The sequence below is a fragment of the Methylorubrum salsuginis genome, from assembly GCF_900114375.1.
GTDB lineage: Bacteria > Pseudomonadota > Alphaproteobacteria > Rhizobiales > Beijerinckiaceae > Methylobacterium > Methylobacterium salsuginis.
In genome coordinates this window covers 41303-62221 of the sequence record NZ_FOSV01000002.1, presented here as the reverse complement: position 1 = coordinate 62221, position 20919 = coordinate 41303, and the positions used below count along the sequence as shown (strand labels likewise).

20 protein-coding genes are annotated in these 20919 nt (G+C 71.7%); 11 read left to right on the top strand and 9 right to left on the bottom strand.

The window, feature by feature from the left end:
- Entirely contained in the window at nt 1-1410 is a 1410-nt protein-coding gene (locus tag BM140_RS02995) for a TAXI family TRAP transporter solute-binding subunit (RefSeq protein WP_091942658.1), read from the bottom strand.
- A 273-nt stretch (nt 1411-1683) separates the two neighbouring features.
- On the opposite strand from BM140_RS02995, the gene BM140_RS02990 reads away from it, so the two are divergent.
- The 4 genes from BM140_RS02990 to BM140_RS02975 all read left to right on the top strand — a co-directional run bounded on the left by BM140_RS02990 (nt 1684) and on the right by BM140_RS02975 (nt 5568).
- A complete protein-coding gene (locus BM140_RS02990; RefSeq protein ID WP_091942656.1) occupies nt 1684-2148 on the top strand; it encodes a RecX family transcriptional regulator in 465 nt (154 codons plus the stop codon).
- Nucleotides 2149-2234: 86 nt separating this feature from the next.
- Nucleotides 2235-2666: an OsmC family protein gene (locus BM140_RS02985; protein ID WP_091942654.1), complete on the top strand. Its 432-nt coding sequence runs from the start codon at nt 2235-2237 to the stop codon at nt 2664-2666.
- A 101-nt stretch (nt 2667-2767) separates the two neighbouring features.
- Nucleotides 2768-3979 carry a putative DNA modification/repair radical SAM protein gene (locus BM140_RS02980; protein ID WP_091942653.1) on the top strand — a complete coding sequence of 404 codons (1212 nt, stop codon included), beginning with the start codon at nt 2768-2770 and terminating at the stop codon, nt 3977-3979.
- A gap of 188 nt (nt 3980-4167) precedes the next feature.
- Nucleotides 4168-5568: a UdgX family uracil-DNA binding protein gene (locus tag BM140_RS02975; protein WP_244535299.1), complete on the top strand. Its 1401-nt coding sequence runs from the start codon at nt 4168-4170 to the stop codon at nt 5566-5568.
- A gap of 4 nt (nt 5569-5572) precedes the next feature.
- On the opposite strand, the gene BM140_RS02970 is transcribed toward BM140_RS02975, so the two are convergent.
- A complete protein-coding gene (locus BM140_RS02970) occupies nt 5573-7285 on the bottom strand; it encodes a DUF2336 domain-containing protein (RefSeq protein ID WP_091941853.1) in 1713 nt (570 codons plus the stop codon).
- Nucleotides 7282-8361 (bottom strand): transglycosylase SLT domain-containing protein, encoded by a 1080-nt coding sequence (locus BM140_RS02965; RefSeq protein ID WP_091941851.1) that lies wholly within the window; start codon nt 8359-8361, stop codon nt 7282-7284. Before BM140_RS02965 ends, BM140_RS02970 begins: the two co-directional genes overlap by 4 nt.
- Before the next feature lie 74 nt (nt 8362-8435).
- On the opposite strand from BM140_RS02965, the gene BM140_RS02960 reads away from it, so the two are divergent.
- From BM140_RS02960 to BM140_RS02950, 3 genes are all read left to right on the top strand, one after another.
- Nucleotides 8436-9050: an aldolase/citrate lyase family protein gene (locus tag BM140_RS02960; RefSeq protein ID WP_091941849.1), complete on the top strand. Its 615-nt coding sequence runs from the start codon at nt 8436-8438 to the stop codon at nt 9048-9050.
- A gap of 210 nt (nt 9051-9260) precedes the next feature.
- Nucleotides 9261-10439, top strand: a complete 1179-nt coding sequence (locus BM140_RS02955) for a diguanylate cyclase domain-containing protein (protein WP_165616383.1) — start codon at nt 9261-9263, stop codon at nt 10437-10439.
- Between the two features lie 300 nt (nt 10440-10739).
- A complete protein-coding gene (locus BM140_RS02950; RefSeq protein ID WP_091941845.1) occupies nt 10740-10964 on the top strand; it encodes a hypothetical protein in 225 nt (74 codons plus the stop codon).
- A gap of 66 nt (nt 10965-11030) precedes the next feature.
- Here the strand turns inward: BM140_RS02950 and BM140_RS02945 are convergent, their stop codons facing one another.
- Both BM140_RS02945 and BM140_RS02940 read right to left on the bottom strand, forming a co-directional pair.
- Nucleotides 11031-11642, bottom strand: coding sequence for a flavin reductase family protein (locus tag BM140_RS02945; RefSeq protein ID WP_091942651.1), 612 nt, complete (start codon nt 11640-11642; stop codon nt 11031-11033).
- A 96-nt stretch (nt 11643-11738) separates the two neighbouring features.
- Nucleotides 11739-12308 (bottom strand): nitroreductase family protein, encoded by a 570-nt coding sequence (locus BM140_RS02940; protein WP_091941843.1) that lies wholly within the window; start codon nt 12306-12308, stop codon nt 11739-11741.
- A gap of 106 nt (nt 12309-12414) precedes the next feature.
- Between BM140_RS02940 and BM140_RS02935 the strand changes: the two genes are divergently transcribed.
- Both BM140_RS02935 and BM140_RS02930 read left to right on the top strand, forming a co-directional pair.
- Nucleotides 12415-13314 carry a hypothetical protein gene (locus tag BM140_RS02935; RefSeq protein WP_091941841.1) on the top strand — a complete coding sequence of 300 codons (900 nt, stop codon included), beginning with the start codon at nt 12415-12417 and terminating at the stop codon, nt 13312-13314.
- A 1-nt stretch (nt 13315) separates the two neighbouring features.
- On the top strand, nt 13316-13705 hold the full coding sequence (locus BM140_RS02930) for a hypothetical protein (RefSeq protein WP_091941839.1): 390 nt from the start codon (nt 13316-13318) through the stop codon (nt 13703-13705).
- Between the two features lie 9 nt (nt 13706-13714).
- Here the strand turns inward: BM140_RS02930 and BM140_RS02925 are convergent, their stop codons facing one another.
- The gene (locus BM140_RS02925; RefSeq protein ID WP_244535298.1) at nt 13715-14536 is read right to left on the bottom strand and encodes a DMT family transporter; all 822 of its coding nucleotides are present in this window, start codon (nt 14534-14536) and stop codon (nt 13715-13717) included.
- Nucleotides 14537-14604: 68 nt separating this feature from the next.
- The gene (locus tag BM140_RS26535) at nt 14605-14736 is read right to left on the bottom strand and encodes a hypothetical protein (RefSeq protein WP_280142577.1); all 132 of its coding nucleotides are present in this window, start codon (nt 14734-14736) and stop codon (nt 14605-14607) included.
- 130 nt (nt 14737-14866) lie between these two features.
- Here BM140_RS26535 and BM140_RS02920 point away from each other — a divergent pair, with 130 nt between their 5' ends.
- Nucleotides 14867-16261: an aminotransferase-like domain-containing protein gene (locus BM140_RS02920; RefSeq protein WP_091941837.1), complete on the top strand. Its 1395-nt coding sequence runs from the start codon at nt 14867-14869 to the stop codon at nt 16259-16261.
- A gap of 63 nt (nt 16262-16324) precedes the next feature.
- Here BM140_RS02920 and BM140_RS02915 read toward each other — a convergent pair whose 3' ends face one another.
- Nucleotides 16325-17092: a Bax inhibitor-1/YccA family protein gene (locus BM140_RS02915; protein WP_091941835.1), complete on the bottom strand. Its 768-nt coding sequence runs from the start codon at nt 17090-17092 to the stop codon at nt 16325-16327.
- Nucleotides 17093-17311: 219 nt separating this feature from the next.
- A complete protein-coding gene (locus BM140_RS02910; RefSeq protein ID WP_091941833.1) occupies nt 17312-19894 on the bottom strand; it encodes an ABC transporter permease in 2583 nt (860 codons plus the stop codon).
- 172 nt (nt 19895-20066) lie between these two features.
- Between BM140_RS02910 and BM140_RS02905 the strand changes: the two genes are divergently transcribed.
- The gene (locus BM140_RS02905; RefSeq protein WP_091941831.1) at nt 20067-20804 is read left to right on the top strand and encodes a pyridoxine 5'-phosphate synthase; all 738 of its coding nucleotides are present in this window, start codon (nt 20067-20069) and stop codon (nt 20802-20804) included.
- Nucleotides 20805-20919 lie beyond the last annotated feature (115 nt).

The window sequence follows — 20919 nt, the reverse complement described above, 5'->3', positions numbered from 1 at the left end:
CTATTCCGCGGCGGGCAAGGTCAGCGACAGCAGCCGCGCGGTGCGCGAGCGTCCCCCGCCGCCCGTGTCGGCGCCCGGATCGAGCGTGCGCCGCCCATCGTCCAGTGCGCCGTTGACCGCGTCGATGGCGAGGATCAGCGCCGAGATCATCCGGCCGTCGATGGTGCGCTCGCGGGCATGGCGGACCACGTCGGCGATCAACGCGTCGGTCTCGCGGGTCAGGGCGTCGAGCTGGGCCACCTCGCGGGCGTCGCGGGCCTCGGCCAGGATGTCGAGGAGGCGGTCGAGCACCACGTCGATGCGCTCGCGCCGCTTGCGGGCGAGCCGCTGGCCGAGCCACGCCACCCCTGAGCCGATCGTGCCGCCGAAGAAGGCGAGCAGGTAGATCCAGTCCTCGTAGCGGTCGAGGAAGGTCTGCTGCTCGCGCTCGAAATAATCGACCGCACCGGGGTGGTTGGGCAGGCGGGCGCTGGTGGCCGTGACGGTGGTGTCGTAATCCGGCGGCTTCATCGCGTTGGCGACGGGGGCGACCGCCGCCAGCCGCGAGCGCCACTCGAACAGGTGCTGCACCACCGAGGCGACCGCGACCCGGCTCACCGAGCCCCGCGCCATCAGGCGGTAGGACACGCCGACCGTCTCGATATCCTCCTCCGGGCGCTTCGGCCTTCCGCCGAAGGTGCCGGCGGTCAGCGTCATGGTCTGGAGTTCGGGCAGGCGCTGGGTGATCGCCTTGCCGTCCGGTATACCGACGAAGGAGATCTTGCGCTCCGCCGAGGCCGCCTCGACCGCGCGCAGCATCCCGAGGGTCGCTTTTGCCGTGGGGCTGGCGATGACGGCCACCGCATCGACCCGCTTGGATTCCAGCGCCTGCGTGACCTCGCCCGCCTTCAGCGGCACCAGCCCGATCCGGCCGGCCGCGAGCGGCTCGCCCCCCGCGATCTCCGCCTCGGCCGCGGGCTTGAAATCGTAGAAGTCGAGGAGGTTCGTGACGAAGGGCAGGTCGGCGTCGTGGCGCACGACCACGCCGAGGCGCCGGGTCGAGAGGTCGGAGAAGCTCGCGATCTCGGCGGCCTCGGGGGCGGCGACGATCAGCGCCTCGTCGTGCAGGATGGCGAGGGTGAGCCCGTTGTCGGGCAGGAGCACGTCGGGGCGAACCACGGCGAGGTCCGCGCGGTTCTTCTGCAGGGCCTGGGCGCTGTCGCGCACGTCGTCGTGGGGCGTGACCTGCAGCCGCACGTCCTCGTGATTGCGCGCGAGCGCCTTGGCATAGGCCTCGATCAGGACGGCCTCGACGCCGTCACGGGGGCCGACGGCGACGGTGAGGAGCGTGGGACGCGAGAAATAGACGACGAGGCCCGCGACGACCGCGAAGCCGAGGGCGAGCAGCACGAACAGCCACTCGCGCCGCATCAGGACGGCCACTGCCCGGTGGCGCAGCCCTCGCATTTCAGAGCGATCCATCCGACAAGCATGCGACGACAACCAAGGCAGGACCGTGAAGAACGGATGATCGCGACGAAGGGTTCACGCAATCGTCGTGACGACGGACGAGTGGAGCGGGAGGCCAGCCCCGCAGGACAGGCAAGACCCGCAGGACAGGCAAGACCCGAGCCGCCCGTCACCGCCGCGTGGCTGGAGCGGGTGGCCCTGCACTACCTCGACCGCTACGGCGCCTCCTCCGAGATGCTGCGCCGGGTGCTGGCCCGCCGGGTGGACCGGCGCTGCCGCTCCCGCGACGAGGCCCCGGACGCCCATGCCGGGCTGATCGCCGAGACGGTGGCGCGCGCCCAGCGCGCCGGTCTGATCGACGACGTCCGCTTCGCCGCCGCCCGCCTCGCGACGCTCCGCCGCCGCGGCGCCTCGACCCGGCAGGCGCGGGCCAAGCTCTCGGAGAAGGGCATCGACGCCGACACCATCTCGGCCGTCATGACCGACGAGCGCGAGGATGCGGGCGAGGAGGCCGACACCGAGCGGCAAGCGGCTGCGGCCTACGCCCGCCGCCGCCGCCTCGGCCCCCACCGCCCGCCCGGCGCGCGGGAGGCGAACCGCGAGCGCGATCTCGCCGCCATGGCGCGGGCGGGCTTCCCCTACGGCCTCGCCCGCGCGGTCATCGGAGCCGAACTCGACGATCCACCGGAAGATCCGTGAGATCGAAACGCCTCGACTTCCGGGCGCGTCGCCCCACCTCGCCCCCGATGCGGGATGTGCCCGCAACCGATTTCGAGGACAACGACATGACCGACCGCCACGCGAGCGCCCACTGGGAAGGCGACGGAAAGACCGGCAAGGGCCGGATCACGACCCAGTCGGGCGTGCTCTCCGACAACCCCTACGGCTTCAACACCCGCTTCGAGAACGAGCCCGGCACCAACCCGGAGGAGCTGATCGCCGCCGCGCATGCCGGCTGCTTCACCATGGCGCTGGCCTTCCAGCTCCAGGCGGCGGGCCTCAAGGCGACCTCCCTCGACACCAAGGCGGTGGTGACCCTCGTGCAGGACGGCGACGGCTTCAAGGTGACGAAGTCGGCCCTCACCCTCAAGGCCGTGATCCCCGGCATCGATCAGGCGAAGTTCGACGAGCTGGCCGGCAACGCCGAGAAGGGCTGCCCGATCTCGAAGCTGCTCAACGCCGAGATCACGCTCGACAAGACGCTGTCCCAGGGCTGATTCTTCGCGCCTTCCCGGGCGAGGCCTCGGGAAGGCGTTTTCCGGTGCGGAAGGCAACGCGCCGCATTGATCCTCACGCGGGTGTGTTCATCTTCCGTTCGATGGACGAGACACTCGCGCGCAAGCTGCGCATCCTCGCGGACGCCGCCAAGTACGACGCGTCCTGCGCGTCGTCCGGCGCGCCCAAGCGCAAGGCCGGTGCGGACGGCCTCGGCTCCACCACGGGGGCCGGCATCTGCCACGCCTACACCCCGGACGGGCGCTGCGTCTCGCTGCTCAAGATCCTGCTGACCAATTACTGCCTGTTCGACTGCGCCTATTGCGTCAACCGGCGCTCCTCGAACGTCGCCCGCGCCCGCTTCTCGGTGGAAGAGGTGGTGACGCTCACGGTCGAGTTCTATAAGCGCAACTACATCGAAGGGCTGTTCCTGTCGTCGGGCATCATCCGCTCGCCCGACTACACGATGGAGATGCTGACCCGCGTCGCCAAGAAGCTGCGGCGCGAGCACGGGTTTCGCGGCTACATCCACCTCAAGTCGATCCCCGAGGCGAGCCCCTGGCTGATCGAGGAGGCCGGGCTCTACGCCGACCGGCTGTCGATCAACCTCGAACTGCCGACCGAAGAGGGCCTGATCCGCCTCGCGCCGGAGAAGGACGGGGCGGCGATCGAAGGCGCCATGGGGCAGATCGGCGAGCGCATCGCCCAGGCGAAGGAGGAGAAGCGCCGCTTCTCGCCCGCCGGGCAATCGACCCAGGTGATCGTCGGCGCGGATGCCACCACCGACGAGGCGCTGATCCGCAAGAGCGCGCTCCTGTATGGCAGTTACGGCCTCAAGCGCGTCTATTACTCGGCCTTCAGCCCGATCCCCGACGCGTCCTCCGCCCTGCCGCCGCAGGCCCCGCCGCTCAGGCGCGAGCACCGGCTGTATCAGGCGGACTGGCTGATCCGGTACTACGAGTTCTCCCCCGACGACGTCGCGAACGCGGCCGACGGCGGGATGTTTGCCCTCGACATCGACCCCAAACTCGCCTGGGCGCTCAAGAACCGCCACCTCTTCCCCGTCGATGTGAACCGGGCGGACCGGACCCTGCTGCTGCGGGTGCCGGGGCTCGGGGCGCGGGCGGTCGACGCCATCGTCAAGGCGCGCCGCCATTCGCGCCTGCGCCTCGACGACGTGGCGCGGCTGACCTCGGGGCTGAAGCGGGCGCGGCCGTTCCTGATCGCCGAGGACTTCCGGCCGACGACGCTGACCGACCGGCTCGATCTGCGCACGAAGCTCGCGGAGCCGGCGGAACAGCTGAGTCTGTTCTGATGGGAGAGTCGCACCACCAAAACCCTCCCCCCTCCGCGGGGGAGGGTGCCTGCGGAGCAGGCGGGAGAGGGGAACCACGGTCCCGCTTGGCCGCCCTCGACCTGAACACTCCGGAAGCGTCGCTCCCCTCTCCCGACCTCCTTCGGAGGCCACCCTCCCCCGCAGAGGGGGGAGGGAAATGCCGCGGCATCCATGTCGCCACGCTTTCACCCGGCGCCGACCTGCCCGGCTTCCGCGCCGCCGCCCGTAGCCTCATCGCCGCGAACGTGCCCCCCGAGGCAACCGTCTGGCAGACCGAATCCCTCTGCCTGTTCGGCAGCGACCCCGCCCCCTCGGACGCCCCGCCGCTGGCGCTGCCCCGCCCGGTGACCGACCTGATCCCGATGGTCGCCCCCCACCGCGATCCCGAGCGCTACGGCCTGCTCTACGCCCTGATCTGGCGCGTGCTCCACGGCGAACGCGCCCTGATGGAGGTGGCGAGCGATCCGCTGGTCCACCGCCTCCACCGGATGCGCAAGGGGATCGCCCGCGACCTTCACAAGATGCACGCCTTCCTGCGCTTCCGCCGGGTGCCGAACGAGCCCGAGCGCTACGTCGCGTGGTTCGAGCCCGACCACCACATCCTGGAAGCGGCGGCGCCGTTCTTCGTTGATCGCTTCCGGAATTTGCGCTGGTCGATCCTGACACCGGAAGGCTCGGCCCATTGGGACGGCGCACTGACCTTCGGCCCGCCGGGGCGGCGGGAGGACGCGCCGGAGGGCGATGCGTTCGAGGCGGGCTGGCGCGACTATTACGAGAGCACCTTCAACCCGGCCCGGCTCAACCTCGACGCCATGCGGGCCGAAATGCCCCGCAAGTACTGGCGGAACATGCCGGAGACCGCGACGATTCCCGCCCTAGTGCGGGCGGCGGGCGCCCGCGCGCAAGCGATGATCGAGAAGGCGCCGACGATGCCGGAGAAGCGCGATCCCGTCCGGGCGGTGGAACGGATGGCGCGGGACGAACCCGACTCGTTGGAGGCGCTCAACGCCGTCATCGCCCGCTCCGAGCCGCTGGTGCCGGGCGCGACCCAGGCCGTTTTGGGCGAGGGCCCGATCGGAGCCTCCATCGCCTTCGTCGGCGAGCAGCCCGGCGATCAGGAGGATCGGCAGGGCCGCCCCTTCGTCGGGCCGGCGGGGCAGTTGCTGTCGCGCGCGCTGGACGAGGCCGGCATCGACCGGTCGCAAGCCTACCTCACCAATGCCGTCAAGCACTTCAAGTTCAGCTTGCGCGGCAAGCGCCGCATCCACGAGAAGCCGACCGCGGGCGAAGTCAGCCATTACCGCTGGTGGCTCGACCGGGAACTTGATTTCGTCGGCCCCAAGCTCGTGGTGGCACTCGGCGCCACCGCGGTGCTGGCGCTGACCGGCAAACAGATCCCGATCACCCGCGCCCGCGGGCCGGCGGCGTTTGGCCGCCCGTTCGGCGGGTTCATCACCGTCCACCCGTCCTACCTGCTGCGCCTGCCGGACGCGGCGAAGGAGGAGGCCTACCGGGCCTTCGTCGCCGACCTGCGGCGGGTGCACGACCTCGCGCGGGCGCCCTCCTGAGCGGTCAGGCCGCCAGACGCTCGCGACGGCGGTCGGCGCGGTAGCTGAGCACGAGATCCTGCGGGATCATCCCGGCCGCGACGGCGAGCGCGATCTCGCGGGGGCGCGCCGCCGGCTTCGGCTCGGGCCGAACCTCGGGGGCCGCCTCGGGTCCGGCGAGGCCCGAGCGAACGGAGAGGACGCTCGCCATCAGGGCCTCCGAGAGGCCGGCCAGCAGCGTCTCGGTCGCCTCGGCGGTGAGCGTGGAGGGGACCTCGGCGGTGGTCCGGGAAGGCGCCTGGACGACGACCGGCGCACCGAGTCGCTCCTCCGGCCGCGGCGCCAGCGGCCAGGCGGCGCCGGCATCCGGCAAAGCCGGCTCGGACACGCTCGGCTCCGGCTCGGACATCTCTCCCACGGCGACGACGGAATCGGCCACCTCCGGCGCGGGCTCGAACGCCGGCGCGGGCAGTTCGATCACCTCCGGCAGCGTCGATCCCCCAGCCAAGTCCCAAACGTCGGCCATCGTCTCAGGCCAGGTATCGGTCACGGGCAGGGCTTCGGGCGCGGCGAGCAGGCGGGCGGCCTCGTCACGGGCATGCGCCTCGATCTGCTCCTGCGCGAAGAGGCGGGCTTCGTCGCGGGCGGCTTCGGCCTCGAAGCGGGACAGCAAAGCCACCAGCCCGCGGGCCTCGGCGACGGGCAGGGTCTCGCAGGCCGTCAGCGCCGCCTCGATCATCGAGCGGGCGAGCCGCGGGCCGCTCGGGCCGCCGCGCCCGTCGGCGGCCTCGCGCCACACGGTCAGCGCCGCCTGGATGCCCGGCAGCAGCAGGGCCGGCAGGCCCGCCCGGCGATGGAGCGCGATGAAGCCGGCGCTGTAGGGCTCGAACATCAACCCGGCGACGCGGGCGCGGCTGAGCCCGCTGAGTTCGGACAGCGCGGCTTCCGCGAAGGGCAGGCGCAGCGACAGGATCGCCCGCAGGATCAGCCCGGCGGTGAGTTGCTCCTGCACCCGCAGATGCGCCACGAGGCGGGCGAGACCGGTCTCGCCGGCTTCGTCGCCCAGCGCGAGGGCGGCCGAATCGCGGGCCTCGCGGGCGACGCGGGCGCCCCGCTCGGAATTCATCCAGCCCTCGTCCTGGCCGGCGCGGGCGAGCTGCTCGGCCAGCAGGGCGACCACGGCGTGGCGCACCTCGATGGCGAGGTCGTGCCGGGCGAGCAGGGCGCGGCGCAACTCCGCATCCTCGCCGTGGCGTTCGACCATGCGCAGGAAGGCGGCGGTGCCGATGGAGGCGAGCGGGTTCTTGGCCAGCGCCGTGAGGGAGGGCAGGCCCGCCACCTCGGCGAGAGCGGCGGCGACGGGCTTGGACAGGTCGGGCCGGGAAGCGACCGCGGAACGCGTCGTCTCGCAGCCGATGGCGACGCAATCCACGAGGTCGGCATCCATCAGCACGGGCGAGCGCGCGAGCACGCAGCAGGCGATCTCGGGATGGTCGGAGGCGAGCGCCACCACGAGGGGCCGCGGCGCGCCCGCCGCATCGGCGCAGGCTACGGCCAGCGCCCGGCGCACGGCCAGCGCCGGATCGTCGAGGAGGGCCAGCAACGCCGTCTTGGCCTCCCAGGCCGCGTCCGGGCCGAGGCTGCCGTCGAGATAGGCTTGCGCCAGGGTGCCCGCGGCCTCGGCCCGCCGCTCGGCGGAGGCGTGCTGCGTCAGGGTGAGGAACTGGCGGAGGATCATGGGCCGTTCCGAAGGTTGTAGGAGGACAGGTCGAAGAAGACTGTCTTGGACGGGAGCGCCGCGGGGTTCGGCTCCGCGCTCGCGGTCGTCGTCGCCGCTTGGCCGAGCCCGGCGGGGCGGCGCGGCGGCAGCGGCACCAGGATCGGGCTCGAGACGACCGGATCGGCCGCGTCCGGGATCGCGGCCGTCTGCACGACGTCCTCGGCCGCGTCCGAGCGAGGGAAGTAGGTCGGCGCGGGCCGGGCCGCCGCGGCGCCCGCGTTTCGGCCCTGCCAGATCTTGGCGACGCCCTCCGAGATCGCGCCCTGGCGCCGGTCGGTCTGGAACAGCGAGCGCAGGCCGCCGTCCAGCGAGGCATAGGCCATCGGCGGTTCGGCGGTGCCCGCGGCGGTCGCCACCGGAGTCGGCGCCCCCGAGGTCGCGGTCGAGAGCAGCGCGTAGAGTTCGGAGGAGGAGCGCGGGCGCCCGGCCTTGTCGTAGAACAGGCTGCGGTTGGCGGCCGCCGCCTCCGGCAGGTCGAGGGCGGCGGCCCGCGCCGGGCTGCCCTGGGCCGAGTTGATCAGCGTCGTGGCGCCGCGCGCGCCCAGCACATGGGCGGCGTAGAGATCGCCGGAGGTGGGCTCGCGCCCGAGCGCGGTGCCCAGCGCGTCGCGGTTGCGCTGGGTCAGGGCGCCGGCCATCGTCGCCGACACCTTCGGGTCGCGGCGCAGGTCGAGGATCGCTTGGCGCGTCGCCGGGTCGGCGACGGTGTAGGTGCCGTCGGGGCGCGCCGTGATGGCATCGGCGTAGGTGCCGAGCCCGAGCTTGGCGCCCGCGTTCTTCATCACCCCGAGCCAGGTCTGCTCGATGAACTGGAACAGGCCGGTCGCCGTCGAGGTGCCGGCCTTGGCGGTCGGGTTCAGGCTCGATTCGCGCTGCGCCGTGGCGAGCAGGTAATCGAAGCCGACGCCGCTCGACTGCGCCCCGTCGCGGATGGCCGCGATCACCTCGCCGCTCGCCGCATTCGCCGGGCGCGCCGACACGGCGGCGGGGCCGGTCTCGCGCGTGCCGACGGGGGCATTGGTGAACAGGAACATGACGCGGTCCGCGGGAGCCGGCGATCGGCCCCTCGAAATCGGACTTTCCGCTCGGCATGGTAAAGAAACGTTGAATGATCCCCGCACCTTGCCGTTCCCGATCCCGCACACCCCACCTCGCCTTCCGCGGCCCGGCCGAGGACGCGGTGCGCGTTGCGGGCGCGGTGGACGCGCTGGTGGTCGAGGGCCCGCTTCCGCCGGGGCTGCGCGGGCGGATCGGGCCCAAGCGGCTCATCCTCGCCCTCGATCGTCCCGACGCGCCGCTGCCCGCCGAGGCGCCCGACGCGGTTCTGCTCGCTGCCCGCTCCGGCCGCGACGTGGCGGCGCTGGGCGCCCGGCTCGCGGTGCACGAGGCCGAGCACGGCTGGCCGGACGGGCGGCTGCGCATCCTGGCGGCGATCGCCGATCCCCTCGGCGTGCTGGAGGCGCGGGGTTTCGTCGGCGCGAGCCCGCGGCTCGACGGGCTCGGGTTCGACGGTGCAGCGCTGGCGGCGAGCCTCGGAACGGATCCGGCCGGGGAGACGGTCGCCCAGGCGCGCGCCCTGGTCCGCCTCGCGGCCGCGGCGGCGGGGGTTACGGCCTTCGCCACCCTCGAACCGGGCGGGCTCGCGGGCGCGGCGGCCGGGCGGGACAGCTTCGACCTGCTGATCGCCCGCGATCCGGGGGCGCTCACGCCATTCTCGCGCTGACGAAGCGGCCTGAATTTGGCACGAAGCGTATCAATACACACCGTACCGCTAAGCCCAGACCGCTATTGGCCCAAGATCTATCCGAACCTCCTTGACCGACGGCTCGACTTGAATCGCGGCGACAGACGGCATCGTCTTGCCGGATGCTGGGTGGATAGGAGCGATTTACGTTTGAGCGTTATGCCGGATTCGCTGAGGAAGGCGGCGGCGATGAAACGCAAGTTCATCCGATATGTCGAAACCAAGATCGTCCTCGTGGCGATCCTGGTCGCGGGACTCTGCGTCGGGACCGGCTACGGCATCTATCGCCATCTGTCCGCGGTGCAGGCCGACACGGAGGCGCAGATCGCCAGCAACCTGCGCGCCCGCCATCTGATCCAGGCCCTGATGCTGATTCAGGACGCGGAAACCGGGCAGCGCGGCTTCCTCCTCACCGGCCGCGACGCGTACCTGCAGCCCTACCTTGAGGCCCTGAGCCGGATCGATCAGGGCCTCGCCACCCTGCAGCGGGACTATGCCGACGCCGACGCCGCGCGCTCCGTCACCGCCGCCATCGATCAGGGGGCGCACGCCAAGTTCGCCGAGTTGCGGCAGACCATCGAGCTGCGCCGCCGCCTCGGGCTGGAGGCCGCGTTGCCGGTCGTCCTTCAGGATACGGGAAAGCGGCTGATGGACAGGATCCGGGCCGACATCAATCAGCTGCTGGAGGTCGAGCAGGCGACGATCGACCGGAGCGCCCTGCGCCAGAGCGCCGCCGCGCGCCACACCGTCCATCTCTGGGCCGTGGCGGCGGCGGTGATGCTGCTGCCGGCCGGATGCTGCCTGATCCTCGCCTACCGCGAGGTGCGGCAGGGGCGGCGCGAGGGCGCACGCCTCGCCCACGCATCGAGCCACGATGCCCTCACGGGAATCCTCAACCGGCGGGCCCTGCTGGCCCGTCTGGACGAGGCGCTGGCCCGCCGACCGCAGGAGGTCGGGCTGCTCTATCTCGACCTGAACGGGTTCAAGGCGATCAACGACGATCTCGGCCACGCCGTCGGGGACCGCCTGCTGGTCGAGGTCGCCCGCCGCCTCGAAGGAACCTTGCGCCCTCTCGACGCCGTCGCGCGCCTCGGCGGCGACGAGTTCGTGGTTCTGGTCGAGGCGTGCACGAGCCCGCGCCTCCTCGGCGCCCTCGCCGCCCGCGTCGAATCGGCTCTCGGCACCATCCGCCTGACGGAACGCGACGAGGCCCGGATCGGGGCCAGCGTCGGCACCGCCTGGAGCTCCCTCGACGGCACGTCGGCCGAAGCCCTGCTGGAAGCGGCGGACGCGGCGATGTACCGGCGCAAGACCCAGGCGCGGCCGGCCTCTTCCAGCGCCGCCCGCGCACGCCTCTCGGTGGCGTGAGATCGTCCGCGCCGGTCGCTTCCCTGCGCGGGCGCGCCGCGGCGATGCTCCATGTTTTGCGCCGCCTCGGCCTTTCCGAAAGCCGGTATCCACCTTTCGGGCCGATGCTCCAGGACACCCGGAATGCCGATCACGGCAGGATTTTACGCAGATCCGCCTCGGCAAAGCGGCAATCGCCAGCGCAATTACAACATAACGCACTTATTAATATTGTTTTCGAAGAATTATTGTTCAACACACTTCATTGCAATGCTTCGCGAAAACTGCATTATATTTTCTCCCAACAGGGAGGAAAGAACGATGATGCATCCCTTCAAGCTGTTGCTCGCCGTCGCGACCGTGGCCGGCGCCTCCACCCTCGCCGTGCCGTCGCAGGCCCAGAGCGCGAAGCCGGAGGCCGCGACCGCCAAGTCGGGCTCGGGCGCCTCAAACAAGGGTTCGGCCGCCGTCGACGAGTTCGAGGAGAACCGCCGCGCCCACATGCAGAAGAGCAAGGAAAACAACGCCAAGAAGGGCGCCGAGTAGGCGCCATTGGGATCCGCGGCGCTTCGCGCCGGGCCCGCCGGGGCGGGGGCTCGGCCGCCTCCGCCCTTACCCGCCGCCGCCTTTGGGCCGCCGCAGCTCGAACCGGGTCTCCGGTTCGGCGGTGAAATAGTCGAAAGAGCCGCCGCGCAGGATCGGGCGCATCGCCCCCGTATCGACCCGCCCGTCCTTCACATATCGGTCATCGACGTAGAGCGAGACCACCTGCCCGATCACGAGGAAGTTGTTGGGCGCCGAGCCGTCCAGCGGCACCAGCGGCACGGTCTGGAGCCACTTGCATTCGATCGCCGCGGGGGATTCCGCCACCCGCGGCGGGCGCACTTTTCGCGATGGCGCCGGGGTGAGGCCGGCGAAGCCGAACTCGCTCTCGCCCCGCGGCAGCGGCGCCGAGGTGGCGTTGACCGCCTCGCGGAGGTCGAACGTCGCGAGGCTGCACACGAACTCCCCGCCCTCCTCCGCGAAGGCGATCGCGTCCTTGCGGCCGACGGAGGAGAACATCACCATGTCGGGCTCGCCCCCGACCGCGTTGAAGAACGAGTAGGGCGAGAGGTTCACCCGGCCCGCCCGGTCCATGGCGCTGATCCAGCCGATCGGCCGCGGGGCGACGATGGCCTTGAACGGGTTGTGCGGCAGGCTCGGAGCATCGGCCTCGTAATACATCGGGGCGCCCTCATCTGGCGTGGCTCGAACGCGGACATCCGCCGCTCCGCCGTCGCGGAGGCTCTCGCCGATCATCGGGATGATCGGCGACGGGGCTCATACGCGGGTGACGATCTGGGCGAGGTCCGGCCGCGGCCGGTCGGCGGGCACCTCGCGGGCACGACCGACATGGATGAAGCCGGCGATCCGCTCGGCGGGATCGAGCCCGAGGGCGTCGAGCACGCGCCGGTCGTAGGCGAACCACTCGGTCAGCCACGCGGTGGCGTAGCCCGCGGCGTTGGCCGCCACGACGAAGTTCATGCAGACGGCGCCCGCCGACAGCACCTGCTCCCATTCCGGAATTTTCACATGGGGGCCGGCGCGGGAGACCACCGCCACGACCAAGGGCGCGTGGGCGAGGCGCTGGCGCTCCAGGTCGAGGCGCTTGGCATCCGCCTCGGGGAAATCCGCCGCGTGGACGTTCGCGATGATCGCGCCGAGGCGGTGGCGCGCCTCGCCCTCGATCACGAGGAAGCGCCAGGGCGCGAGCTTGCCGTGATCGGGCACGCGGGCCGCGATGGCGAGCCAGGCGTCGAGTTCCTCCGCCGAGGGACCGGGCCCGTCGAGGTTGATCGGCGGCACCGAACGGCGGGTGCGCAGCATCTCATGGGTCACGAGGGAGGTCATGGACAATCCGCAGGCTCGGGCCGAAGGTGATTTGGCCTTGCCGCCGCCACGGTCGGGTTTCAAGAGCCGAGGCGTGTTCGAGGGTCACGTGCGGGAGAACAGGACGATGGGACGCGGGTGCCGGATCGCGATCGCGACCGCGCTTCTCGGCGCGATGCCGCTCGCCGCCCAGGCCCAGGACCCGTTCGGCCCCGGCCTGCCCTCCCCCGGCATCACCGCGCCGATGCTGCCGCCGCCGGCCGCGGAGGCCGAGTCGGACCTCTCGCTCTCGGCGAGCTTCGTCGGCGCCAATCAGCCGATGCGCTCGGGCCTGAACTGGCGCATCTTCGAGGACAAGGGCGAGACCGGGCGGCCCGTCATCGTCGCCCGCTCGAACGAGGCGGCCCCGACCCTGAAGCTGCCGGCGGGCTCCTACGTCGCCACCGTGACCTACGGCTATGCCAGCGCCTCGAAGCGGGTGACGCTGTCCGGCCAGCCGGTGAGCGAGCAGCTGAAGGTGGCGGCGGGCGCGCTGAAACTGTCGGGCGCCATCGGCGACCAGAAGATCGCCCCCAACCAGCTCGCCTTCTCGGTCTTCGTGCCGGCGGGCACCAACTCGGAAGGGCGCCTCGTGCGCAGCGGCATCAAGGCCGGCGAGATCGTGCGCCTGCCCGAGGGCGTCTACCACGTGGTCTCGAATTACGGCGAGTCGAACGCGATCCAGCGGGCCGACCTCAAGGTCGAGACCGGCAAGGTCACCGACGCGACCCTGAACCACCGCGCCGCGACCGTGACCCTGAAGCTCGTCGCCGCCCCCGGCACCGAGGCCTTCGCCGGCACCGCCTTCAGCGTGCTGACGCCGGGCGGCGACACGATCCGCGAGGCGATCGGCGCGTTCCCGTCCGTGACCCTGGCGGAGGGCGATTACGTGCTGATCGCCCGCCATGACGGGCAGGTCTACACCCGCGAGTTCAAGGTCGAGAGCGGCATGGACCGCGATATCGAAGTTCTGGCCAAGGCAGGCTGAGATGCGCCGATTGTCCGCCCTCGCGGCGCTCCTGCTCCTCGCCGCTCCCCCGGCGGCGCGGGCGCAATCCGTCGTCGACGGCTCGGACGCCGTCGTCGGGCCTGCCGCGTCCGGCACGATCCTCGCTCTGGTCGGCCGCCAGTTCCGCGACCCGGAGGCCCGCATCGCCGGCCTGCGGAAGGGCCGGGCCGGGGCGGTGTGCGGTACCGTCGATCTGCGCAACCGCATGGGCACTCATACCGGGCCCCGCCCCTTCGTCGCCTACCTCGCCGAAAACGTCCTCGGGCGCCTGCCCGAGGGACCGGAGCTGCGAAGCCCGGCGAGCCCCGCCGACTTCAAGGCGATGCAGCGGGCGCAAACCCTGTACCAGGCGAACTGCACCGAGGGGTGAGGCGCCGCCTCACGCCGCCCGGCGGGCGACGGCGACGCAGGCCACCACGGCGAGCGCGGCGATCACCATGGCCGGCTCGATCCGCTCGCCGAGCAGCAGGGCGGCGAGCGCCAGACCGAGAAACGGCTGGAGCAGCTGGAGCTGGCCCACCGCCGCGATGCCGCCGCGGGCGAGCCCCCGGTTCCAGAACACGAAGCCGATCAGCATGGAAAACAGCGCGACGTAGCCGAGCCCGGCCCAAGCGCCGGCCGGTATTCCGGACACGTCCGGCGGTGCGAGCCACCACGCCAGCGGCAGCGTCAGGGGCAGAGCCACGACGTTCGCCCAGGCGATCACCGGCCAGCCGCCGAGCCGTCGCGACAGACGCCCGCCCTCGGCATAGCCGAGCCCGCCCGCCAGGATCGCGGCGAGCATCAGGAGATCGGCCGGTTCCAGGCTGACGCCGCGCAGGGCAAACCCCGCGACGATGGCGCTGCCGAGGCAGGCGAACAGCCAGAAGCGGCGCGTGGGCCGCTCGCCGGCCCGCAGCGCACCGAAGCCGGCGGTCGCGAGCGGCAGCAGGCCGATGAAGACGATGGCGTGGGCGGATTCGACCCGCATCAGGGCGAAAGCCGTCAGCAGCGGGAAGGCCAGCACCACGCAGAAGGACAGCACGCCGAAGGCGGCGATTTCGCCCCGCGCCGGGCGCTTCGGCCGGACGGCGGCGAGCAGCGCCGCGGAAGCGAGGCCGGCCAGCGCCGCACGGGCGAAGGTGACAAACAGCGGGTCGAAACCGGTGAGGGCGAGCCGCGTCGCCGGGAGCGATCCACTGAAGATCGCCACGCCGATCAGCCCGTCGAGGAGCGCGCCGTTCGGGCGCGCGCCCGTCGGCGCATCGAGGGCCGCGGCGCCGAGCCGGCTCACGCGAACGGCACGATCAGCGGCAGGGCAAGCACGGCACCGGCGGCGAGGATGACCGCATCGCGGACGCGGCGGGCGAGGAAGGCGAGCGATCCGGCTCTCTGCGCGGACACGTCTTCGGTGAAGGTCATGGGTCTCTCCTGTCGGTTGCGGGAAGCGGCTCCGATATGCCGCCGCACGCCCTGTCCCGACAGGGACGATTGCAGTACAATTCCGATGAACTGTCCGGGACATCGAGCGGTACGGTTCGGAGGAACGTCCATGACGGAGCTGCCGCGGGAGACGGGCCTCAGCCGGGTCGAGGCGGTGATGCGGGCGATCGAGGCGCGCATCCAGAGCCGGGCGCTCGGGCCCGGCGCCCGGCTGCCCTCGGTGCGGGCCTTCGCCGAGAGCATGGCGGTGTCGAAATCGACCGTGGTCGAGGCCTATGATCGGCTGGCCGCGCAGGGTGCCATCGTCTCGCGGCCGGGCTCGGGCTTCTACGTCGCGGCCCGGGCCGAGCCGCTGAGTCTGGCCGCGCTGGGCCCCCGCCTCGACCGGGCGGTGGACCCGGTCTGGATCACCCGGCAATCGCTGGAGGCCGGGCCCGACCATCTCAAGCCCGGCTGCGGCTGGCTCCCCCCCGACTGGCTCCCCGAGGAGGCCCTGCGCCGGGCGCTGCGGCAGGTGGCGCGGCGCAGCGAGGCGGTTCTGTTCTACGACACCCCCCAGGGCCACGCGCCGTTGCGCCAGCTGATGGCGCGGCGCCTGACCGAGCGCGGCATCCTCGCCCACCCCGATCAGCTCGTTCTCACCGATTCGACCACGCAGGCGCTCGACCTGACACTCCGCTTCCTCACCGAGCCCGGCGACACGGTGCTGTTGGACGATCCCTGCTATTTCAGCTTCCAGGCCCTCGCCCGCGCCCACCGCCTGCGGATGGTCGGCGTGCCGTTCGGGCCGGAGGGGCCCGATCTGACCGCGTTCGAACAGGTGCTCGCCGAGCACAAGCCGCGGCTCTACGTGACCAATTCCGGCCTGCACAATCCGACCGGCGCGACGCTGACCCCGATGGTGGTCCACCGCATCCTCCGGCTCGCCGAGGTGCACGGCACCCTGATCGTCGAGGACGACGCCTATGCGGATTTCGAGGTCGAGCCGGGGCCGCGGCTCGCCGGTTTCGACGGGCTCGACCGGGTGATCCATGTCGGCGGCTTCTCGAAGACGCTCTCGACCGGGGTGCGGGCCGGCGTCGTGGCGTTGCGCGGCGACTGGGTCGAGCGCCTCGTCGATCTCAAGCTCGCGGTGGCCCTCAGCGACGGGCATCTCGCGGCGGCCACGATCCACCGCTTCCTCGCCGAGGGCAGCTACCGCCATCACCTCGATGCGCTGCGCACGCGGCTCGCCGACCAGCGCGGCCGGGTGGTGCGGCGGCTCGCGGAGGCAGGCCTCACCGTGCCGTTCGTGCCGACGGGCGGCATGTTCCTCTGGGCGCGCCTGCCGGCCGGGCTGGATGCCGCCGACATCTCCCGCCGGGCGCTGGCCCGCGGCGTCGTGCTGGCGCCGGGCAACGTCTTCTCGCTGAGCCAGGGCGCGGGCGATTACCTGCGCTTCAATGTCGGCCAATGCGGCGAGCCGCGGGTGTTTGCCGAGCTGGAGCGGGCCATGGCGGGCTGAGTCACCGACGAAAAAGCCCCGGCCTTTCGGCCGGGGCTCTTCGTGTTCGGGTCTGCGCCTGGCTTAGCGGCGGTCGCCGACCAGCTGGAGCAGGAACTGGAACATGTTGATGAAGTCGAGATACAGCGTCAGGGCGCCGTTGACCGACATCTTGGCCGCGCCCTCGGCGTCGAGGCCGCTGTAGAGGAACATCTCCTTGAGCTTCTGCGTGTCGTAGGCGGTGAGGCCTGCGAAGATCAGCACGCCGAGCACCGAGATCGCGAACTGCAGCGCGCTCGAGGCCAGGAAGATGTTCACCAGCGAGGCGATCACGAGGCCGATCACGCCCATGATCAGGAACGAACCCATGCCCGACAGGCTACGCTTCGTCGTGTAGCCGTAGAGGCTGAGCGCGCCGAAGCTGGCCGCCGTGATGAAGAACACCCGCACCACGCTGGCGCCGGTGAACACCAGCAGCAGGGTGGACATGGAGGCGCCCATCACCGCCGCGAAGGCCCAGAATGTCGCCCGCGCCGAAGCCGCCGACATCCGGTCCATCCGGAAGGAGAAGACGAAGATGAAGGCGAGCGGCGCCAGCATCAGCACCCACTTGAAGGGGCTGGTGTAGAGGAACTGGCCGAACGGGGTGAGCGCGACACGGCCGGCGCCCGTCTGCGCGACGGCGGCCATGTTGAGGCCGAGCGCCACGAGACCCGAGATCCCGAGGCCGACGACCATGTTGTTGTAGACGCCCAGCATGAAGCTGCGCAGGCCCTGGTCGACCTCGACCTGGGAGCCGGCGTATCCCTGCGGCTGGGCACCGTAGCGGAACGGGCTGTTGTCGAATGCCATGAAAGTTTCCCTTGGAAGCTCCCGGCGCGGGATCGATACGAGGTCCACGCGCGAACCCCGGCGCGTCGGGCGCGCCTCATGCCCGAATATGTTCGCTCGGACAGTCACAGACAAGAGGGCGGTGAAGCTCCCGCCTAAGATTTCAAGTCGTTCCAGGGACGAAACTTTTTAACCATCGCGCGGGATTAAGACACGTCTTGCGACGTTGGGGAACATGTCTCAGAACTGTCGCAGATAGGGCGCCGGCTTCTGGCCGAGGATGCGCCACGTGCCGGCCAGCCCGACGATCACCGCGAAGGCGACGGCGAGGCCCGCGACAATCAGGGCGCCCGCCGGATCGGGGCGGAAGTCGAGCCGCATCACCCGGGCGACGATGCCCCAGCCGGCCAGCGTCCCGGCCAGGATCCCGAAGGCGGCGGTGACCGCGCCCAGGGCACCGTATTCGAGGAGATAGGCCAGGAGAAGCCGTTTGCGCGTGGCGCCGAGCACTTTGAGCACCACCGCGTCGTAGAGCCGGGCCCGGTGCCCGGCGGCGAGCGCCCCGGCGAGCACGAGCAGGCTCGTGAGGATCGCCACCACGCTGGCGCCGCGGATCGCCAGCGTCAGCTTGTGGACGAGGTCGTTGACCGCATCGAGCGCGTCCTTCACCCGCACGCTGGTGACGGAGGGGAAGGCCTTGGCGGCGTCGCGGACGATCTCGGCCTCGAGCTTGGGCTCGGGGCCGTTGGGGAGGGTCAGCGTCGCGAGGTCGGCATGCGGCGCCCCACGAAACGTGCCGGGGGAGAACACCATCACGAAGTTGATGCCGAGCGAGCGCCACTCGACCTTGCGGAGGTTGGCGACCTTCGCGGTGATGGCGCGGCCGAGCACGTTGACGGTCACGCTGGAGCCGACGCTGAGGCCGAGCGCGCGGGCGGCGTCCGACTCGAACGAGACCAGGGGCTGGCGCGCTTCTTCCGCGTTCCACCACTTTCCGTCGAGGATCTGCGAACCCTCGGGCAGGATCTCGGCGTAGGTGATGCCGCGGTCGCCGTCGAGGATCCAGGCCGCGTCCTCCGGCGGCTTGATCTGGCCTGCGGGCACGCCGTTCAGGGCGGTGATGCGGCCGCGCATCATCGGCACCCGCTCGATCTTGGCGTCGGGCGCGCGGGACCCAAGGAAGGCCGAGAAGGCTTCCGCATCGCGCGACGGCACGTCGAGGAAGAACAGGCTCGGGGCGCGGCCCGGCAGAGAGCTTTCGAGGGCCCGGGTGATGTTGGCGTCGATGGCACCGAGCGTCACCAGCAGCGTCGTGCCGAGGCCGAGCGACAGCACCACCGCGGGCGTCAGCGCGCCGGGGCGGTGGAGGTTGGCGAGCGCCATCCGCGGCGCCATCGCCCGCGGCCGGGGCAGGCGGGCGGCGAGCGCCATGATGCCGGCGGCGACGAGGCGCAGGCCCCCGAAGGCGAAGGCGGCGGCGATCATGAAAAAGAGCGCGACCTTGCGGTCGAACGCCGTGACGAGGGCGAGACCGGCCAAGGCCAGGAGCGCCAGGGCGAGGCCGACGAGGTAGCGGGTGCGGGGCCGGCGCCGCTCGGGATCGACCCCGTCGCGAAACAGGCTCGCCACCGGCACGTCGTGGGCGCGCCCCAAGGGCAGGATCGCGAAGGCGAGCGCGGTCAAGAGCCCGTAGGCGGCGGCGAGCGCGAGGCGGCCCGGCGCGATCTCGGGATCGAGCGGCAGCGGAAGCTGGTCGCGCAAGGCGAAGTCGAGGAGGAATGGCAGGGCGGCGCCGAGCACGAGCCCGAGCAGGGTGCTGAGCGAGGCGATCAGCATCACCTGCACGAGATAGAGCCCGACCACCTGCGAGCCCGGTGCGCCGACGCTTTTCAGCGTCGCGATGGCGCCGCGCCGTCCATCGACGAAGGCCCGCACGGCATTGGCCACGCCGACCCCGCCGACGATGAGGGCGGTGAGCCCGACCAGGGTCAGGAACTGGGTGAAGCGCTCGATGCCCTTGGCGAAGCGCGGATCGGCATTGGTGCGCGCGCGCATCTGGAAGCCGGCCTCCGGCAGCGCCTTCTGGATCGCGGCATCCGCGGCGGTCAGTTGCGCGTCGTCGAGGCCGGGAAGCTGGAGGCGGTAGCTCCACTGGTTGAGGCTGCCGGGCTGGATCAGGCCGGTGGCGCGCAGGGCCGCAAGCGAAATCATCAGCCGCGGGCCGAAGCCGACGCCGGCGGCGATCTTGTCGGGCTCCGAGACCAGCGTGGCACGGATCTGGACGGGGAAGCCACCGAGCGTCACCCGGTCGCCGGGCTTGAGGTCGAGGCGGGTCATCAGCGCCGGGTCGGCGACCGCGCCGTAGATCCCGTCGCGCTCAGAGAGCAGTTCGGGCAAGGGCTTGGCTGGATCGGTCTCGAGCGTGCCGACCGCGGGGTACGACGCATCGACGGCCTTCAGCTCGACCAAAGCCGCGCCGTCTCCCGCCACCGCCATGGCCCGCAGCGTCGCGACTTCGGAGAGCGGCCCCCGCTCGGCGAGCACCGCGCGCTCGGCGGGCGAGGCCTCGCGGTTGACGAGCGAATAGGTGAGGTCGCCGCCTAAGATGCGTCGGCCCTCACGCCCGAGCCCACCCGAGAGCGAGGCGGCAATGGAGGTGACGCCGCTGATCGCGGCGACACCCAGCGCGATGCAGGCGATGAAGACGCGAAAGCCCGAGAGCCCGCCGCGCAGTTCGCGCAAGGCGAGGCGCAGGGTCAGCGGCAGCCGGGAGGCGGCCGGCCGGGGCGACGGGGAATCCGGCCGGGACAACGTGCCGTGCATGCGCGCTCGATTGTTTCGCAAACCGGCCGGAACGGCCGCGCCTCAATCTGGGCACTTCCGCCGCCCGCGCAACTGCGCCCGCCGCGCCAAAACCCCGCGCCGGAGCCGCTTCCAAGCCCCGGCAGCAGCCGCTAAACCGGCGTCCCAACCCTTTTGAACGGGCAGAACAGCCGTGTCGTCCCTGCGCCTGGGCGTGAACATCGATCACGTCGCCACCGTCCGCAACGCCCGCGGCGGGTCCATGCCCGATCCGGTGCGCGCCGCCCAGGAGGCCGTGGCGGCGGGCGCCGACGGCATCACCGCGCATCTGCGCGAGGATCGCCGCCACATCCGGGATGCCGACATCGCCGCCCTGAAGGCGCTGCCGGTGCCGCTGAACCTGGAGATGGCGGCGACCGACGAGATGGTCGGCATCGCGCTCCACACCCGGCCGCACGCCGCCTGCCTCGTGCCGGAGAAGCGCGAGGAGCGCACCACCGAGGGCGGCCTCGACATCGTCGGCGCGCGCGCGCATCTGGCGCCGCGCATCGCGACACTGAGGGAAGCCGGCATCCGCGTCTCGCTGTTCGTGGAGCCCGACGAGGCGGTGATGGAGGCGGCCCACGCCCTCGGCGCGCCTGTCGTCGAACTCCACACCGGCAGCTACTGCGAAGCGGCCGTGGCGGGCGATTCCGCGCGCGTGGCGCACGAACTCGACCGGATCGTGCGCGCCGCCGCCCACGGCGCCGGGCTCGGCCTCGAAATCCATGCCGGCCACGGCCTGACGCTGGACAGCGTCGGCCCGGTCGCGGCCGTGCCGCAGCTGCGCGAGTTGAACATCGGCCACGCGCTGATCGCCGAGGCGATTTTTGTGGGGCTGCGGCAGGCGGTGCACGACATGCGGGCGGCGATGGACCGGGCGCGACGGTAGCCGAAGGCATCGCTCCTCCCCCTTGTGGGGAGGAGGGAGGTGGGGGTGGTGCAGAAGGCACCGCAGCGCCTCATCCTGAACCACCCCCCACCCCGCCCCCCACAAGGGGGAGGGG

What these genes read in the sequence shown, in the direction of transcription:
- BM140_RS02930 (WP_091941839.1), top strand. Translation starts at nt 13,316, where the DNA reads ATGCGCCGATTGTCCGCCCTCGCGGCGCTCCTGCTCCTCGCCGCTCCC.
- BM140_RS02995 (WP_091942658.1), bottom strand. Translation starts at nt 1,410, where the DNA reads ATGCGGCGCGAGTGGCTGTTCGTGCTGCTCGCCCTCGGCTTCGCGGTC.
- BM140_RS02980 (WP_091942653.1), top strand. Translation starts at nt 2,768, where the DNA reads ATGGACGAGACACTCGCGCGCAAGCTGCGCATCCTCGCGGACGCCGCC.
- BM140_RS02945 (WP_091942651.1), bottom strand. Translation starts at nt 11,642, where the DNA reads ATGTATTACGAGGCCGATGCTCCGAGCCTGCCGCACAACCCGTTCAAG.
- BM140_RS02950 (WP_091941845.1), top strand. Translation starts at nt 10,740, where the DNA reads ATGATGCATCCCTTCAAGCTGTTGCTCGCCGTCGCGACCGTGGCCGGC.
- BM140_RS02985 (WP_091942654.1), top strand. Translation starts at nt 2,235, where the DNA reads ATGACCGACCGCCACGCGAGCGCCCACTGGGAAGGCGACGGAAAGACC.
- BM140_RS02965 (WP_091941851.1), bottom strand. Translation starts at nt 8,361, where the DNA reads ATGTTCCTGTTCACCAATGCCCCCGTCGGCACGCGCGAGACCGGCCCC.
- BM140_RS02920 (WP_091941837.1), top strand. Translation starts at nt 14,867, where the DNA reads ATGACGGAGCTGCCGCGGGAGACGGGCCTCAGCCGGGTCGAGGCGGTG.
- BM140_RS02960 (WP_091941849.1), top strand. Translation starts at nt 8,436, where the DNA reads ATGATCCCCGCACCTTGCCGTTCCCGATCCCGCACACCCCACCTCGCC.
- BM140_RS02915 (WP_091941835.1), bottom strand. Translation starts at nt 17,092, where the DNA reads ATGGCATTCGACAACAGCCCGTTCCGCTACGGTGCCCAGCCGCAGGGA.
- BM140_RS02970 (WP_091941853.1), bottom strand. Translation starts at nt 7,285, where the DNA reads ATGATCCTCCGCCAGTTCCTCACCCTGACGCAGCACGCCTCCGCCGAG.
- BM140_RS02935 (WP_091941841.1), top strand. Translation starts at nt 12,415, where the DNA reads ATGGGACGCGGGTGCCGGATCGCGATCGCGACCGCGCTTCTCGGCGCG.
- BM140_RS02955 (WP_165616383.1), top strand. Translation starts at nt 9,261, where the DNA reads ATGAAACGCAAGTTCATCCGATATGTCGAAACCAAGATCGTCCTCGTG.
- BM140_RS26535 (WP_280142577.1), bottom strand. Translation starts at nt 14,736, where the DNA reads ATGACCTTCACCGAAGACGTGTCCGCGCAGAGAGCCGGATCGCTCGCC.
- BM140_RS02990 (WP_091942656.1), top strand. Translation starts at nt 1,684, where the DNA reads ATGCTGCGCCGGGTGCTGGCCCGCCGGGTGGACCGGCGCTGCCGCTCC.
- BM140_RS02940 (WP_091941843.1), bottom strand. Translation starts at nt 12,308, where the DNA reads ATGACCTCCCTCGTGACCCATGAGATGCTGCGCACCCGCCGTTCGGTG.
- BM140_RS02910 (WP_091941833.1), bottom strand. Translation starts at nt 19,894, where the DNA reads ATGCACGGCACGTTGTCCCGGCCGGATTCCCCGTCGCCCCGGCCGGCC.